Below are 14,629 nucleotides of genomic sequence, written 5' to 3' on the forward strand. Positions count from 1 at the left end.
GCATTGACCGGTTAATATGCTTGCCTAGGTTGGTGGTTGTGATTTAGTGAAAAGGTGGCGGTGAGCAGGACGGTATGTTGCCAGCGCACGCGCCGCGGTTCATAGCCCGCCCACCAGTTCCAGTACAGCGCCTGCGCCGTAATGCCCGCCCTCGGGGCAAGCTGCACGCCGACCTGGGAGCGGACCTCGTGCAGCCAGCTGCTGGTGCGGTACACAAAGGGCTCGGTGTTGAGCACCAAACTCAGGCGAGAACTGAGCGGGGGCACGATGCCCGCCAAGGTGCGCACCCGGTAGATAGGCTCCCGTTGCTGGTTTTCATAGCGCGTCGGCGTAAACCAGAGACGGTCCAAAGAAAGCTGCCAGCGGGGGTGCAGGCGGCGAGTGGTCAGCTCCTGGCTTACTTGAAACTGCGCAAGCTGCGCGGTGCCCTGCCGGTCGGCGGCCCCCACCACGTACACTAAAAACAGGGTCAGCTGCTGCCGGGGGAAAGCATAACTGACCCGGCCCAGGCCCACCCGCAAAAATGTGCGCGTCAGGTTTTGGTAAGCTACGTAGTTAGGCACCGCCTCCAGCGCCCAGCGGCTGCTATCCGGCTGCCATTTCACGCTCACCCAATTCCAGCTTACTAAGTCTGAATGCTGTTGAGCCCGGCCAGTCCTTGGCAGGAGCGTTAAGCTAAACAAGCTGCTCGTAAGCAAGAAGCGGCGCATATGGCGTTAGCTGGCGAATACTTGGAAGGAACTGAGTTAAACCTACCGGCAACCTGCATGGTGCTGGCATCGGGCCAGCGCATAGGGTTGCCCGGCCGCACGGGTTATAGGCGACAAACCGGCGCCGCAGGTCCAGGTCCGTTAAGAGCAGAGAGACTAGGGGTTGCTTGCAGGCGCCGCCGACTGTGGTAGCGGGGTGCCGAGCAGCTTGTCGAGCGTGATGGGTAGGGAGGTAATGCGCTGGCCGGTGGCGTGGAAAATGGCATTGGCGATGGCCGCTGCCACGCCCGTTATGCCCAGTTCGCCCAGGCCCTTCACCCCCAGGGGGTGGCCGCGGCTGTCGTCTTCTTCTATCAGGATTATGTCGATATCGGCCACGTCGGCGTTGGTGGGCACTAGGGCCTCGCCCAGGCTGTCGTTGAGCCAGTGGCCGGTGCGTTCGTCCATCGCCGTTTGCTCCAGGAGCGCCTGACCCAGGCCCCACACCATACTGCCCATCAGCTGGCTGCGCACCAGCAAGGGGTTAAGGATGCGCCCGCCGGCAAAGGCACCAACCAAGCGTTCCACCTGCACGTGCAGGGTATCGGGGTCGACGCTTACCACGGCAAATTCGGCCCCGAACGCCTCCCGGCCGTAGCGGCTGTGGCCCATGGTGCGCCCGGTAGTCGCTTCTTCCGTAATTGGCGATTCGGGCTGGCGGGCCATGGCGGCGGCCACCGTTTCGCTGGCGCCCCCCGGCCCCATAATACGGCCGTTTTCTACGCGTAGGGTTGCCGGGGCCAGGTTATAAAGTGGGGAGGCTTGGTCGGCTACTACGCGCTTGAGTAGCGTTTTCAGCACTTGCTGGGCGGCTTCCTGAATGGCTGCCCCCCCGCTGAGGGTGGTCATCGAGCCCACGGTCATGCCGCCGTAGGGCAGGCGAGTGTCGCCCCACTCCAGGCGCACCTGTTCCAGGGGCAGCCCCAGGGTTTCGGCCGCCAGCTGGGTGAAGGTCGTAATCATGCCTTGGCCGATTTCGTGGTTGGCCGTCTGCACCACCGCCCGGCCGTCAGCTCCGAGCACGATGCGGGCGCGGGCGGGTAGCTGAAGGGTGGGGTAGATGGCCGTGGCCATGCCGTAGCCGAGTAGCCGGCCGTTTTCGCCGCGCATGCTGCCAACCTGCGGGTTGCGCTGGTGCCACCCCACGCGCTCGGCTCCCTGGGCGTAGCACTCCCGGAGCGCTTTACTCGACCATTCTTTGCCGGTGTCCGGCTCGGTGTCGGCGTAGTTGCGCAGGCGGATTTCCAACGGGTCGAGGCCTACCTGGTAGGCCAAGGTATCGAGCGCGCTTTCGAGGGCAAACTGCCCGTTGGGCGCGCCGGGGCCGCGCATCCAGCCGGGAGCATTGGTGTCGAGCGCCGCAGCTTGCACGTGCAGACCCAGGTTGGGCGTAGCGTATACCTTGGTGGTTGCTTCGCCGATGGGCGCCACAAACTGCCCGGCCGTGCCCTTTGCTAGCAGCGCGTCGTGCAGCACGGCTTGCAGGCGGCCCTCGGCATCGGCCCCCAGCCGGATGCGCTGGTGCATCTCGCCCCGAAAAGGCATCATAGAAAACGTCTGGGCGCGGTCGAGCACCAGCTTCACCGGCCGACCGGTGAGCTTGGCAGCCATGGGAGCCAGCAGCAGGTGCACATTGGCGTTCTTGCTGCCGAAGGCCCCGCCCGTCATCGTCGACACGACCCGCACTTTGTGGTGAAACTCGATGCCGCCCAGCACCTGCGCCACAATGTTGGGCAGTCGTTCCTTCAGCCCGAAGCCGAAGGCCTCGCCGAGAATCACGGCGTCGCCATAACTGAATTGAGTGGGCAGGTGCACGGTGAGGCCTCCGTCTGCCTCCCAGGCCGCTACAATGGCGCCCGGCTCCATGGCATTGTGGTGGTGGGGGGCCGTGTCAAACGTCAGGTCTACTTGGTGCGGCGCGGCGGCAAACGCCTTGTCGGGGTGACCAACCTGCACTTGGCCGGGGTCGCCGGCCCCGACTTTCTTCACGTCTTGGGAGCGGCTGCGGCCTTGCGCTAGCGTAAAGGCGGCGTCCGGGGCCGGCGCGGAATACGTGACGTGCACCAGCGCGGCCGCGTCGCGGGCCGCGGCCAGCGTATCGGCCACCACTACGGCCACCGCCTGTCCGTAGTAGTGCAGCTTGTCGTCCTGCAACGGCAGTAAGTCGCCAATTTCCGCCCCGTTGGTGGCTAGTACCGCGTGCAGGCGGGGCGCATTTTCATGGGTCAGGACGAGGCGCACGCCGGGCACCTTGTTTGCCGCGCTGGCGTCGATGGTCAGAATGCGCCCCGTGGCTTGGGTGCTCGTCACGACCACGGCCGCGTCGAGCACCCCACCCGTTAGGTGGGAAGTGAAATCGCCGGCGTACTGGGCGCGCCCAGTGAGCTTGTCGCGGCCTTCTAGGCGGCGCGGGCTGCCGGGGGCCGGGACTGGGGGCAACTCAAGGCTGGCGGGCACGGGGGAGTTAGATACCATGGAAGAGAAGAGCTTAGCGGATGTGTTTGTCGGATTGCGACTGCGGAGTGCCCGCGGCGGCCTGTTGGCAGGCCCGCACGATGGCGCGGCGGGCCAACGCCAGCTTGAAATTGTTTTCGCCCTGCCCTACGGCCCCGGCCAGCAACTCATCGGCCGCCGCGCCGAATACTTCGGCAGTAGGCAGCTGACCCGCCAGCACGGCCTCGGCCCTAGGTTCGCGCCAGGGCTTGTGCGCCACGCCCCCTAGCGCCACGCGGGCCTCCTGTATGTGCCCGGCTTTGTCTAAGCGCATACCTACCGCCACCGAGACCAGCGCGAAGGCGTAGGAGAGCCGGTCGCGGATTTTGAGGTAGGTGTAGTGTTGCCCGAAGTGGGCCGGAGGTAGGTCGATGGCCGTTACCAACTCGCCGGGTAATAGGTTGTTGTCGCGCCACGGCTCGGCGCCGGGCAAGCGGTGATACTCGGCCATGGGCACTACCCGCTCACCGGCCGGCCCTAGCAGGCGCACCTCGGCGTCGAGCACCCGCAGCGCCACGCCCATATCGGAGGGAAAAGTGGCGATGCAGCTCTCACTGGTGCCCAAAATGGCTAGGCCCCGGTTGTGCCCCCCGATGGCGGCGCAACCGCTGCCGGGCTGGCGTTTGTTGCAGGCGGCGGCCACATCGTAGAAATACGGGCAGCGCGTGCGCTGGTTGAGGTTGCCGCCGTTGGTGGCGGCGTTGCGCAACTGCGCGCTGGCCCCAGCCAGAATAGCGCTGCTCAGCAGCGGGTAGCGCGTTTGCACCCGTGCATCGTACGCCGTGGCAGCATTGGTAACGAGGGCTCCCAGCCGCAGCCCTTGGTCGGGCAGTTCTTCGATGTGTTGATAGGGCAGGCGGTTGATGTCAAGTAGCGCCGCGGGCTGCTCGACGCGGTATTTTAACAGGTCAACCAAATTAGTGCCGCCGGCCAGAAACTGCACTTGCGGGGCGGCACCAGCCTGCACGGCCTCAGCGGCCGAGGCTGCACGTAAGTAGCCGAAGTTTCTCATGGGGTGGGCTGCTGGGTGAGGAGGACGGACAGGATAGCATCGGTGATGTGGGGATAAGCGCCGCAGCGGCACAGGTTGCCACTCATCAATTCGCGCACTTCGTCGCGGGTGCGGGCGTGGCCCTCGTGCAACAGGCCCTGCGCCGAGCACAATTGACCGGGCGTGCAGTAGCCACACTGGTAAGCATCGTACTCCAGAAAGGCTTGCTGTAAAGGGCTGAGCTCGTCGCCCGTCGCTAGGCCCTCCACCGTGGTAACGGTGGCCTCGTCGTGGCTCACGGCCAGCGTCAGGCAACTGACGCGCCGCTCGCCGTTGAGCAGCACGGTGCAGGCGCCGCACTGGCCATGGTCGCACCCTTTCTTGGTACCCATCAGCCCGAGGTGCTCGCGCAGCACGTCGAGCAGGGTGGTGCGCGGCTCGATGGCCAATTGGTGCAGCTGTCCGTTGATAGTTAGATCCACGGGCACCGGCGCGTTACTGTAAGGGAGAGTTTCAAGCATAGACCACTAGGAAAAAAGGTGAGAGAAACCAGCTAACTATTGCCGCGCCAGCGGGTGGCCTAGGTACAGCACTAGCAGCGCCAGCAACAGAAAGGGCACCTCAGCCCCGGCACCCGGCAGGTTGTGGTGCGCGAGCTGCAAGCTGATAATGAGCAGAATACAGGCCGCCGAGGTATAGCCGCCCAGCCAGAACGTGGCCGGTAGCAGCGTAAGCGCGGCCCCGAGCAACACGGCGGCGCCAAGCGCTAGTTGCCCCGGCCGGCTTACGCCTAGCGGTTGCAGCAATTCCACCGCGGCCGAGCGGCCGTGCAGTATGGCCCAGCCCTGCCGGGCACTTAAGGCGGCACTGACTAGCAGCAGCGCGCCAGCCAATAGTTTTAGATACAGAGGCATTGGCGACAGAAAAGCAGGAATGCGGTAGAGAAGGCTTCTTGTACTCTGACTAAGGCACACCTTGGCCACTTTCCTCACCACAATCGAGTACGGCCAGGGCATAGTTGCCTAGTTCCAGTAGCCTTTTTAGGGCGCAGTGGAGCTTATGCAAAACTCTTTTCGATGAGACTGAACACAAGGCAGCGAACCGCTACCCTTTATACTCGCTGGCGTAACCTAGGCATTGGAAGCAAGCCAAAGTACTGGCTATTTAACTGCTTATACCACAGCTGGTTTAGCGGCTTATTGCGCTTTGCTGTTGCGTTATTGCGCTTCTGCAAGCTGAGCGCTAGCCGGGGCCCTATGCCGGGCGTTTGCGGGTAATGTCAACCGGTAGCTGGCCCGTGTGGCGGGCGTAGAGCTGCGTGAAATGAGCATGACTACTGTACCCGACAGCGGCGGCTACCTGCTTCACGCTCAAGTCGGAATTGCGAAGTAGTTCGGTGGCCCGTACCATGCGCTCATTTATTAAAAACTGGCTGGGCGTGAGGCCACTGGTGCGCTTGAAAACGCGGCAAAAGTGGTAAGGACTCAGAAACACCAGCGCGGCTAATTCCTCTAGGCGAACCACGTCCCCGAGATGCGCCTGCACGTAGTCGCGCACCCGCTGTAGCTGAGCGGCCGTGAGCTTGCCCCGGCGGTCGGGCAGCTCATGCGAAAAGGCGCAGTGGCGACGCAGCAGCTGCGCGGCTAGGAGCTGCGTGGCGCTTTCCACAAACAAGCGGTCCAGCCCAGGAGCAGTAGCAACTTCTTGCGCCAGCGTATAACTGAGGTGGTAGAGCAGTCCGTCGGGAATGTTGCAGCCCTCCGCCAACTCCACCCGGGAGGGGTCGAGGCCAGCCGTCTCGGCCGTTCGGGCGAGCAATGTTGGCGGCAGATACAGATGGGCAGTGCGAATGGGGTCGGCGGTGAGGGTCGACCAGTGCATTTCGTACGGCTGGTGGTGCGGGGTGGTGAGCTTTACGGTGCCGGGTCGCGAGGTATAGGTTAGCGTCCGGCCCTGGCTACGCACCTGCATCCGGGTGGAACCCGAGAGCAGCAGCATCAGGCGCAACTGGCTAGGCGGCAGCAGGTTCGAGGGCTCGATGTAGGCCGGTTCGGCAAACAGCTGTACGGCTAGTTGGGGCCAGCGCTGCTCGTGCAGTAAGCTGGTTTGTCGAGGACTGGTTTCAGCGGTAGCATGGTGGGCTTGACGGTGCGACTTGGCCGCTTGGTCGTCGTAGCGAAGCGTGTTGGCATTGCCCGAGAAAGTCATAATACGCTGAATTGCAAAATTTTGTAGTAAGGTTGGGGCTTGCTGGGCAGTGGCCGCTTGTTCTCGCAAGAGTATTCTTCGTTAGCGGGTCTGCTACCCGCAGGTGGTGCGCGTTACAACGAGCAGTATACCAATCGTTTTTCTTAAGCCACGGGATGCGGGCTTCCATATGGCTAGCAACTTCGGCTTTAAAGTAAAGGTTTAGGCTGAATGGGACCGGCAGACGGCGGCAGACGAAAGGTACAAGGGAGCCGGGCAAGGCAGAAAAAACCTCAGCTAGTGCTTGGGTTTGCTTGCTAGTTAAGGGCGGAATAAACCACGTTTGCCACCCGAAACCCTAAATCCCAGAACGAGCGGGGCAGGTATTCCTGGGCATACACCAGGCCGATGAGGCGCTCCTGCGGGTCAACCCAATAGAAGGTATTGAACGCCCCGCTCCAAAAAAAGGAACCCGCGTTGAAGGGAACGGTGCCTTTGTTGCGGGCCGTAATCAGTTGGACCCCCAGACCGAATTGAAAGTTTTCGCCCTCGAAATTAATCGGTAGGTTATCGGCTATCTGGTTGGTAAGCAGGAGTTCAACCGTCTTTTTGCCTATTAGTTGTCGGCCTTCATACCGGCCTTTGTCTAAGAGCAACTGCAGAAAACGGGCGTAATCTTTGGTTGTCGAGGTAAGTCCGGCCCCACCCGACAGACTGGTGTCAGGCCGGGTAGGATAGGCTACGTCATTGCCCTCAAACAGCGGGGCGGCGCGCTTTTGCAGGCCTGCGGGCGTACGCTCGTGTAGGGCCACCAAGCGGCTGGCCTGGGCCGCTGGCACCCGAAAAAAGGTGTCTTGCATGCCCAAGGGCGTAAAAATACGGCGTTGGAAAAAGGCATCCAGCGGCATTCCGCTCCAAATTTCCACTAAGTGGCCGAGTACATCCACGCTTAGCCCATAGGTAAAAGCTTCGCCGGGCTGATGCAGTAGGGGCAGGCGGGCGAGTCGCAGCACGTTTTCGGCCACTACACCCGCGCTGCCTATACCTGTGGCGATGCCCGCCTGGGCGTAAATGGCGTTCAATCGGGCATCGGGAGCGAAGAGGGGATAAGCCAGGCCGGAGGTGTGGCGAAACAGGTCGCGAACTAGAATTTCCCGCTTGGCAGGTATGGTCGTGTACTTGCCCGTCGCTGCGTCAAACTGGTCGAGCACCTGCGGGTTGGCGAAGGCCGGCAGATAGCGCGAAAGGGGTTCATCAAGTAAAAACTTGCCTTCTTCCCACAGCATCAGGGCAGCCAGGCTTGTCACGGCCTTGGTCTGGGAAGCCACTCGAAAGAGGCTATCTGTACGCAAAGGCTGGTGCGTTTCTACATCGGCATAGCCAAAGGCCTTGTTGTAGACCGTTTGACCATCGTGCAACAATAAAATGGTGACGCCTGCTAGTTCGTGGGCGGCCAATAGGTTTTGCACTACCTTATCAACTTGGGGCAAGCGCTCGGGGGCTAAGCCGGACGAGCGTGTAACGGTAGGGGAGGGAGTTAGTTCGGTACTGGTCATCTTCGTGGGGTTAGAAAAAATCAACGCCACAAAAGAAGCGGGCTATCTTTATTTTTGTAGGATGCACCACTAGTTGTATGGTACTAACAAAAATGTAAGTAATGGCCCGAATTAAAGAGAGTTCCACCAATAATGCGAACCGACGCAGCCTCGAGGAATGCAATTTGATATACGCGGCCTCCCTGGTTGGTGGTCGCTGGAAACTGGTCATTATCAATCAGCTGCAAACCGGAAGTATGCGCTTCAGCGCACTGCGCCGGCAGATGCCGGCCATCACGGAGCGCATGCTCACGTTGCAACTGCGCGAACTGGAAGCCGATGGCCTCGTTACCCGCACCGTCTTCGCCGAAGTGCCGCCGCGAGTGGAATACGCCTTGACCAGGAGCGGCACCGAACTGCTGCCCATCTGGCTGCAACTGCACGACTGGGGCGGCCGGCACCGCGCCCTGCGCGAGCAGGAAGTCGAACAGGTAGCTGCAGACCAGTAGCCTTCGCTAAAAAGTCGGTCTTAAAGTTGGAAGGGTGGGCGTGAAAAAGGAATGGCAGCTGGCAGAAAACGATGACCAACGAAAAGAGGCACGCGCTGGCTACTAAGTTCACACGAGGCCTAGTAAGCCATGCTGCATCTTGCGGTTAAGCGAAGCCGCCGTTGACCCCGATGTTCTGGCCCGTTACCCAGCTGCTCTCGTCGCTGGCCAGCAGCAGTGCCACGCGGGCAATGTCGGCGGGCTCCCCGATGCGGTTGAAGGCCGCCATGGCGCCCAAACGGTCAATCACTTCCTGCGGCTTGCCTTTGGTAAAGAGCTCGGTGTTCACGGGTCCGGGAGAGAGGCTATTGACGCGGATGCCCCGCGGGCCCATCTCCTTGGCAAACACGCGCGTCAGCTGCTCCACTGCGCCCTTGCTGGCGCAATAGGTCGCGTAAGTCGGCAGCAGCAGCCGGGTCACGGAGCTAGAGAAATTGATGATGCTACCCCCATCGGCAAGCTGCGTGGCGGCCTCGCGCAGGGTGTTGAAAACGCCTGTTACGTTGATAGCCAGCGTGCGCTGCCAGTCTTCGTCAGGGGTGTCCTGCAGCAAGCTCAGATGCATGATGCCGGCGTTGTTGACCAGCACGTCCACGCGGCCGAAGCGGGCGATGGCGGCGGCAAACAGGCGGCGCACGTCGGCCGCTTGGCTCACGTCGGCTTGCACGGCCAGGGCCTGGCCGCCCGCCTGCTCGATGGCCGCTACTACGGCGGCGGCATCGGCTTGGCTTCCCGCATAATTGACAATGACGTGGGCCCCGGCCCGGGCCGCCGCCTGAGCAATGGCGGCGCCAATGCCGCGCGAAGAGCCGGTGACAAGTACTACTTTATTTGCTAAGTCGGGCACAGAAAATTAGGTTAAGAAGTAAAGAGAATGAACTTGTTGCTAGAACGGGGCCGTAAAGAGGGCGTTTTTCGGGTTCTTGCGATTCATTGTCGGCTTCTTGCGCATTTTCACTTTCTGTGTGTTGCGTAGCCCGTAGGCAACTCGCCGTCCGGGTGCGACAGCAAGTCAGCAAGGAACTCAGGCAGACCAGCCGCCGTCGACGTTCAGGGTGGCACCCGTGATGTAGCCGGCGGCCTCGCTGGCCAGAAAGGCAACCACTTCGCCTACCTCCTGCGCGGTGCCAAAGCGGCCCAGCATGATGGGCTGCAGCAGGCTGGCCCGCGTCGCGGAGTCGGTGGGGGTCATGTCGGTTTCAATCAGGCCGGGCTGAATGATGTTGACCGTAATATGGCGTGGGGCAAGGTCGCGGGCCCACCCGCGGGTGTAAGCCGCCAGCGCCCCCTTCGAGGCCGCGTAGTCGCTGGTGCCGGCGTACGGGGTGCGGATATTCGACCCCGACCCGATGTTGATGATGCGCCCGCCTGCCGATAAATGCTCGACGGCCGCCCGCACGGTCTGGGCAGTGCCGTAGGTATTTACCTGCCACAGATGGGCCAGGGCCTCCTCGTCGGGCGCTACCTCATCGACTGGGCTGTGCACAAACACGCCGGCATTGTTGACCAGAATATCTAACTGCCCAAAGTGGGCTACCACGGCACTGACGGCTTGCCTTATTTCGGTGGGCTTGGCCGTATCGGCTTGCAGCGCAAGTACTTCACCGCCCTCCTGCTCTAGGGCTGTTACCAGTGCTTGCGCTGGTTCCACACCCCGCACATACGTGAACGCCACGCGCACGCCTTCGGCGGCCAAGGCTCGCACCACGCCGGCCCCAATGCCCCGGCTACCACCCGTTACCAGGGCTACTCTGTTCGTTAAACCTCTCATTGTTTTGCAATTAGTATGTGCTGCCTAGGCTCTATTCAACCGGCGCAACAAAGGTCTGGAGGTGGGGTAGGGCAGGCAAGTCCGGAAAAGTTATTCGCGTACCGATAACTTTAGCGCATGGGGCTGTTTTCTTCCCTGTGCCGCACCGGCACCGGTGCCGGTGGCCAACCTACTGCGATGTATCAGAAAAAAATAGAACGCACCCTGGATTGTGGCGTGGTCCTGACCAAGGAAGTGCTGCACGGAAAGTGGAAGTCGACGCTGCTGCACTTTATTGCCCGCGGCGTGCAGCGCCCAAGCGACTTGCAGCGGGCCATACCCAGCGCTACCCGGCGGGTGCTCAACATCCAGCTCAATGAGATGGAGCAGCACGGCCTTATTAGCAAAACCATCTTTCTGCAGCTGCCGCCCAAAGTGGAGTACACCCTCACCAGCCTAGGAGAATCACTGCTACCGGTGATTGACGCCATGGAGCAGTGGGGCAACGACCACCGAAGCATCCTGGAAACGCTGCTTGCGGCCACACCCGGTGCCCCATCCAGCAAAGCTTCTTAGGATTTGCCACTCAAGCTGCCCGGCGGTAAGCCAATGGGGTGAAGCCGGTTTGCTTCTTGAAAAAGTTATTGAAGTAGGTGGAGTAGGCAAAACCTAGGCAGTACGCAATTTCCGCCACGCTCCAATCGGTATGGTGTAGCAACGCTTTGGCTTCGTCGGTAATGCGGTGGGTGATGTGCGCGCTCGTCGGTTTGCCGGTAACTTCTTTCACGGCTTTGTTGAGGTGGTTGACGTGCACGGCCAGCCGGTCGGCAAACTCCTGCGCCGTTTTCAACGCCAGTGTGTGCTCGGGATTTTCAACCGGGAACTGCTGCTCTAGCGTTTCCAAAAACCGGGCAGCTAGGCGGGCTGCCGCGTTGTGATGCGAAAGAAAGGTTGCTGATGGCTGCAGGTGCAGCGCCTCGTGAATGGCGAGTTGCAGATAGTTGCGAATCAGCTCGTCCTTGAACGGGTAGTCAGCTTCCTGCTCGGCCAGCATCTTCTCGAAAATGCTGGTCATAAAGGGGACCTGCGCTTCTGGAAGGCGACACACCGGCGCACTGCCGATTTTAAACAAGGGCGACTGCTGCAGGCTTTCCGAGCGGTCGAGCGAGGCAATAAATTCCTCGGTGAAAAGACTAATGAAGCCGTGGCGGAAGGTCCCCACCATTTCCATGGAGTAGGGAATATGCGGATTGAAAAACAGCAGGTAAGTGCCGTCGAGCTCCCAACTCTGGTGGCCGTAGTGCAGCCGCGCCTTGGTCGTGAGCAGAATGACTTTGTAGCAGTCGCGCCGAGTAAAGCGGGGCTTCGTCAGGCACGGCTGGTCCACCGCATATATCTTGAAGCCTTTCAGCTTCAGGTCCTGGGTGGTCCACCTAACGGGTGAGTTAGCAGTTAACTGTACCATAACCCAAAAGTACGAAAATCAAGTAATGCAAAGCGTTGCCCCCGGCTACTGCCTGGCTGGAGGCAACGCTACGCTGGGTTCTCGCTCACCCGCCGAATAGGGAGCACCTGCATGGGCGTGGCCAGCAGCGGCCGTATACGCTCGACCAATTGGGACTGGGAGGGGGTTGGGTGAGCTGCTACGGCCTCGTCGTTGAACCAAGCAGCCGCTAGCACGAATGCTGCCGGGTCTTCGGCTTGCTGAAAAAGGTGATAATACAAGCAGCCAGGTTCTAGGCGCACCATGTCCACGAGTTCGAGCAAGAGTTGCTGCACGAGCGAGCGGTGTTCGGGCTGGCTTTGGATGGTAACGAGCAGGTGACGTACGGCAGATTTGTCGGAGGCGGGTAGTGGAGCAGGCGGCATTGAAGGAGGTGTTGGTTTGGAAAGAGCAAATAGCCTACCACCCCAAGGCGGGCAAACTCCCGCCGTAGAGTGGTAGGCTAAGGCGTAAATACTTGCGCCTACACAACGGTGAGCACAATTTTGCCCTGAATGTGCCCATGGGCGGCGCGTTCGTGCGCTTGGCGCGCCTGTGCGAGCGGAAATGTGCTGTCGATGACGACGCGCACGGTCCCGGCCGCGAGCAAGCGTCCAAGCTCGGCGAGCTGCGAGCCGTTCGAGCGCACCTGCGTCATCGAAACCGTAATGCCCCGCTGGGCGGCTTCTTCGGCATCAGCGAAGCCTAAAAACACCGGGAACAGTGCCCCGCCCCGCTTGAGCGTGCGCAGAAAACGACCCGTGGAGGGGCCACCAAGGGTATCGAGCACTAGGTCTACCTCCTGCACCACCTCCTCGGCCGGGGTTTTGGTATAATCAATAAACTCGTCGGTCCCTAGCTCGCGCAGCAATGCTTCCTGCCTACCCGAGGCCACCGCAATGACGTACGCCCCTTGCCATTTGGCCACCTGCACCGCCAAGTGGCCCACGCCGCCCGCGGCCCCATTGACAAGTACGCGCTTGCCGCCGAGCGGCACCGGACGATGCGGCTCCGGTTGAAACGGATTAACTTCCGCGTGCCCCAACTCAATAAGATATTGCCATACCGTGAGTCCCGACATCGGAGCTCCCGCCGCTTGCACGTGGGAGATGCCGGCTGGCTTGTGGGCGAGGTCTGTGGCGGGCGCGGCCACATACTCGGCATATGCCCGGCTCTCCTCGAGGCTCGGAAAGCGCACCATACCAAATACTTCCTCGCCGACGGTGAAACCTTGCACATCCGGGGCTACGGCCTCGACAACGCCTGACACATCCGTGCCTAGAATAAGTGGCATGGTCACTGATGGTCGCCACTCCGGCGGCAACGACTTGTACCCGTCGCGCAAATACCAGTCGGGTGGATTAATTCCCACCGCGTGCACACGCACAAGCACTTCCCCCGCCTTGATTTCGGGCTTCGGCGCTTCTTCGTAGCGCAGTACCTCCGGCCCCCCGAATGCGTGCAGACGAACCGCCTTCATAGTGATGGGTGGCGTTGCTGCCTGGGAAAGGTCGGGAATTGAATTGCCTTGCGTTTTTTCTGCTCTTGTTGCCATGGTAATCATGATCGAATGAAGCGTAACGTTGCACTTCTAGGTTGTCGGCGCTGGCCGCTTCAGTCCAGGGCGGCGTGCCCCGGAAATTAGCCTGCCAGCGGCGCATGTAGCTTGGTGCAATTGACTCTACAAAGGTCCTTGTTACCAGTAGAGTCAGAAAATACGATTCAATCCAAAAAGTATGAATATCACGCAAGCGGTACTTTCCCCATTACCAGCAAACAACAACGGTTTTGGATCCGAGGGAGCTTGATTCGGGACATGAGCAGGCAGACTATGGTTAGGGGCACTTGCTTGCTTCCGCAAAACCACTAGGGCGGTTGTCATTCTTTTGGTCCGGGCTACCCATAGTTGCCTTTTCATGTTCTGCAAAAGCTCGGCAAGACCCTCGCTGGCCTAATGCTACCCATCAGCGGCGTTGGGCGGACACCCCCGATGCCGGCGTCTGCTTCTTATTCTCTTGTACTGCTAGCTTTCCGCTAAAGCTGTATCAGCTGGGACATTTGCTATCCCACAATCATTTGCTGGATTTCTTTTCTGAAACCTTCGTCGCCCAAGGCGAGGCGTTGGGCATACAGGGCCTTAGCATCTTCCCCGCACACGTAGCGCAAGGTGTCGGTACCATCGGTGGCCGCTTCGTACACCACTTCCGCAATCTGCTCGGGAGTGGAAACGATGCTGTCGGGATTGTTGATGAGGGCAAAGAATTTCCCCGCCAGTGTGTCGTACGCCGGGTGCGAAACGATAACTGAGCGGTCGGCCATTTCCGTGGAAATAAGGCCGGGTTCGATGTTTTTGATGCCGATACCAAACTCCTTTAATTCAAAAGATAAACTTTCGCTCCAGCCCTCCAGGGCCCATTTGCTGGCATCGTACATAGAGCTTACCGGAAATGCCATCAGCCCGGCCGAGGAAGAGGAAGTGATGAACAGGCCGGCTTTCCTGGCCCGGAAGGCGGGAATAAAGGCTTGGGTAACCCGAACTACGCCCAGGAAGTTGGTTTCCATCTGGCGCACCAGTTGCTCGTCGGTTGTGGCTTCTAAAGCCCCTAGCAGGCTGTAACCGGCATTGTTGAACACCACATCGACGGGGCCCAGGGTCAGTGCTAGTTGGGTGGTGGCTTTAATTTGCTCTAGGTTGGTTACATCCAGGGGCAGCACCCGAACGTTGTCTAGTTCCTGAAGTTCGTTTTCAAGTTCGGGCTTGCGCATCGTGGCAAATACCTGCCAGCCGCGGGCGGCAAACAGTTTGGCAGTGGCTTTACCTAGGCCCGAGGAGGCTCCGGTGATAAAAATGGTCTTGTTCATTTGGCTTATGTTGTTGGTAAGCCAAAAGTGA

General features: G+C 60.6%; 15 protein-coding genes. 2 read left to right on the forward strand and 13 right to left on the reverse strand.

Going from position 1 to position 14,629, the window contains the following annotated elements; translation table 11 throughout:
• Nucleotides 1-11: 11 nt before the first annotated feature.
• The 7 genes from P1X16_RS21620 to P1X16_RS21650 form a co-directional block, all read right to left on the reverse strand.
• The gene (locus P1X16_RS21620) at nucleotides 12-710 is read right to left on the reverse strand and encodes a hypothetical protein (RefSeq protein WP_277233685.1); all 699 of its coding nucleotides are present in this window, start codon (nucleotides 708-710) and stop codon (nucleotides 12-14) included.
• 156 nt (nucleotides 711-866) lie between these two features.
• Nucleotides 867-3,224, reverse strand: a complete 2,358-nt coding sequence (locus P1X16_RS21625) for a xanthine dehydrogenase family protein molybdopterin-binding subunit (protein WP_277233687.1) — start codon at nucleotides 3,222-3,224, stop codon at nucleotides 867-869.
• A gap of 13 nt (nucleotides 3,225-3,237) precedes the next feature.
• Complete coding sequence (locus tag P1X16_RS21630) at nucleotides 3,238-4,254, reverse strand: xanthine dehydrogenase family protein subunit M (RefSeq protein ID WP_277233689.1); 1,017 nt, start codon at nucleotides 4,252-4,254, stop codon at nucleotides 3,238-3,240.
• Nucleotides 4,251-4,754 (reverse strand): (2Fe-2S)-binding protein, encoded by a 504-nt coding sequence (locus P1X16_RS21635; RefSeq protein ID WP_277233691.1) that lies wholly within the window; start codon nucleotides 4,752-4,754, stop codon nucleotides 4,251-4,253. Before P1X16_RS21635 ends, P1X16_RS21630 begins: the two co-directional genes overlap by 4 nt.
• 36 nt (nucleotides 4,755-4,790) lie before the next feature.
• Nucleotides 4,791-5,147, reverse strand: coding sequence for a hypothetical protein (locus tag P1X16_RS21640; RefSeq protein WP_277233692.1), 357 nt, complete (start codon nucleotides 5,145-5,147; stop codon nucleotides 4,791-4,793).
• 340 nt (nucleotides 5,148-5,487) lie between these two features.
• The gene (locus P1X16_RS21645; protein WP_277233694.1) at nucleotides 5,488-6,441 is read right to left on the reverse strand and encodes an AraC family transcriptional regulator; all 954 of its coding nucleotides are present in this window, start codon (nucleotides 6,439-6,441) and stop codon (nucleotides 5,488-5,490) included.
• Nucleotides 6,442-6,737: 296 nt separating this feature from the next.
• A complete protein-coding gene (locus P1X16_RS21650; protein WP_277233696.1) occupies nucleotides 6,738-7,976 on the reverse strand; it encodes a serine hydrolase domain-containing protein in 1,239 nt (412 codons plus the stop codon).
• Between the two features lie 164 nt (nucleotides 7,977-8,140).
• Here P1X16_RS21650 and P1X16_RS21655 point away from each other — a divergent pair, with 164 nt between their 5' ends.
• On the forward strand, nucleotides 8,141-8,464 hold the full coding sequence (locus tag P1X16_RS21655; RefSeq protein ID WP_277233698.1) for a helix-turn-helix domain-containing protein: 324 nt from the start codon (nucleotides 8,141-8,143) through the stop codon (nucleotides 8,462-8,464).
• A 145-nt stretch (nucleotides 8,465-8,609) separates the two neighbouring features.
• Here the strand turns inward: P1X16_RS21655 and P1X16_RS21660 are convergent, their stop codons facing one another.
• A complete protein-coding gene (locus tag P1X16_RS21660; RefSeq protein WP_277233699.1) occupies nucleotides 8,610-9,350 on the reverse strand; it encodes an SDR family oxidoreductase in 741 nt (246 codons plus the stop codon).
• A 177-nt stretch (nucleotides 9,351-9,527) separates the two neighbouring features.
• On the reverse strand, nucleotides 9,528-10,274 hold the full coding sequence (locus P1X16_RS21665) for an SDR family oxidoreductase (RefSeq protein ID WP_277233701.1): 747 nt from the start codon (nucleotides 10,272-10,274) through the stop codon (nucleotides 9,528-9,530).
• Nucleotides 10,275-10,391: 117 nt separating this feature from the next.
• On the opposite strand from P1X16_RS21665, the gene P1X16_RS21670 reads away from it, so the two are divergent.
• On the forward strand, nucleotides 10,392-10,829 hold the full coding sequence (locus tag P1X16_RS21670) for a helix-turn-helix domain-containing protein (RefSeq protein ID WP_277233703.1): 438 nt from the start codon (nucleotides 10,392-10,394) through the stop codon (nucleotides 10,827-10,829).
• Nucleotides 10,830-10,839: 10 nt separating this feature from the next.
• Here the strand turns inward: P1X16_RS21670 and P1X16_RS21675 are convergent, their stop codons facing one another.
• From P1X16_RS21675 to P1X16_RS21690, 4 genes are all read right to left on the reverse strand, one after another.
• Nucleotides 10,840-11,718, reverse strand: a complete 879-nt coding sequence (locus tag P1X16_RS21675) for a helix-turn-helix transcriptional regulator (RefSeq protein ID WP_277233704.1) — start codon at nucleotides 11,716-11,718, stop codon at nucleotides 10,840-10,842.
• A 68-nt stretch (nucleotides 11,719-11,786) separates the two neighbouring features.
• Nucleotides 11,787-12,122, reverse strand: a complete 336-nt coding sequence (locus tag P1X16_RS21680) for an antibiotic biosynthesis monooxygenase (RefSeq protein WP_277233705.1) — start codon at nucleotides 12,120-12,122, stop codon at nucleotides 11,787-11,789.
• Nucleotides 12,123-12,220: 98 nt separating this feature from the next.
• Nucleotides 12,221-13,291 (reverse strand): NADP-dependent oxidoreductase, encoded by a 1,071-nt coding sequence (locus P1X16_RS21685; RefSeq protein ID WP_277233707.1) that lies wholly within the window; start codon nucleotides 13,289-13,291, stop codon nucleotides 12,221-12,223.
• 506 nt (nucleotides 13,292-13,797) lie between these two features.
• The gene (locus P1X16_RS21690) at nucleotides 13,798-14,598 is read right to left on the reverse strand and encodes an SDR family oxidoreductase (RefSeq protein WP_277233709.1); all 801 of its coding nucleotides are present in this window, start codon (nucleotides 14,596-14,598) and stop codon (nucleotides 13,798-13,800) included.
• Nucleotides 14,599-14,629: the final 31 nt, after the last annotated feature.

The organism is Hymenobacter sp. YC55 (assembly GCF_029433095.1).
GTDB lineage: Bacteria > Bacteroidota > Bacteroidia > Cytophagales > Hymenobacteraceae > Hymenobacter.

What these genes read in the sequence shown, in the direction of transcription:
- P1X16_RS21620 (WP_277233685.1), bottom strand. Translation starts at nt 710, where the DNA reads ATGCGCCGCTTCTTGCTTACGAGCAGCTTGTTTAGCTTAACGCTCCTG.
- P1X16_RS21625 (WP_277233687.1), bottom strand. Translation starts at nt 3,224, where the DNA reads ATGGTATCTAACTCCCCCGTGCCCGCCAGCCTTGAGTTGCCCCCAGTC.
- P1X16_RS21630 (WP_277233689.1), bottom strand. Translation starts at nt 4,254, where the DNA reads ATGAGAAACTTCGGCTACTTACGTGCAGCCTCGGCCGCTGAGGCCGTG.
- P1X16_RS21635 (WP_277233691.1), bottom strand. Translation starts at nt 4,754, where the DNA reads ATGCTTGAAACTCTCCCTTACAGTAACGCGCCGGTGCCCGTGGATCTA.
- P1X16_RS21640 (WP_277233692.1), bottom strand. Translation starts at nt 5,147, where the DNA reads ATGCCTCTGTATCTAAAACTATTGGCTGGCGCGCTGCTGCTAGTCAGT.
- P1X16_RS21645 (WP_277233694.1), bottom strand. Translation starts at nt 6,441, where the DNA reads ATGACTTTCTCGGGCAATGCCAACACGCTTCGCTACGACGACCAAGCG.
- P1X16_RS21650 (WP_277233696.1), bottom strand. Translation starts at nt 7,976, where the DNA reads ATGACCAGTACCGAACTAACTCCCTCCCCTACCGTTACACGCTCGTCC.
- P1X16_RS21665 (WP_277233701.1), bottom strand. Translation starts at nt 10,274, where the DNA reads ATGAGAGGTTTAACGAACAGAGTAGCCCTGGTAACGGGTGGTAGCCGG.
- P1X16_RS21670 (WP_277233703.1), top strand. Translation starts at nt 10,392, where the DNA reads ATGGGGCTGTTTTCTTCCCTGTGCCGCACCGGCACCGGTGCCGGTGGC.
- P1X16_RS21675 (WP_277233704.1), bottom strand. Translation starts at nt 11,718, where the DNA reads ATGGTACAGTTAACTGCTAACTCACCCGTTAGGTGGACCACCCAGGAC.
- P1X16_RS21680 (WP_277233705.1), bottom strand. Translation starts at nt 12,122, where the DNA reads ATGCCGCCTGCTCCACTACCCGCCTCCGACAAATCTGCCGTACGTCAC.
- P1X16_RS21685 (WP_277233707.1), bottom strand. Translation starts at nt 13,291, where the DNA reads ATGGCAACAAGAGCAGAAAAAACGCAAGGCAATTCAATTCCCGACCTT.
- P1X16_RS21690 (WP_277233709.1), bottom strand. Translation starts at nt 14,598, where the DNA reads ATGAACAAGACCATTTTTATCACCGGAGCCTCCTCGGGCCTAGGTAAA.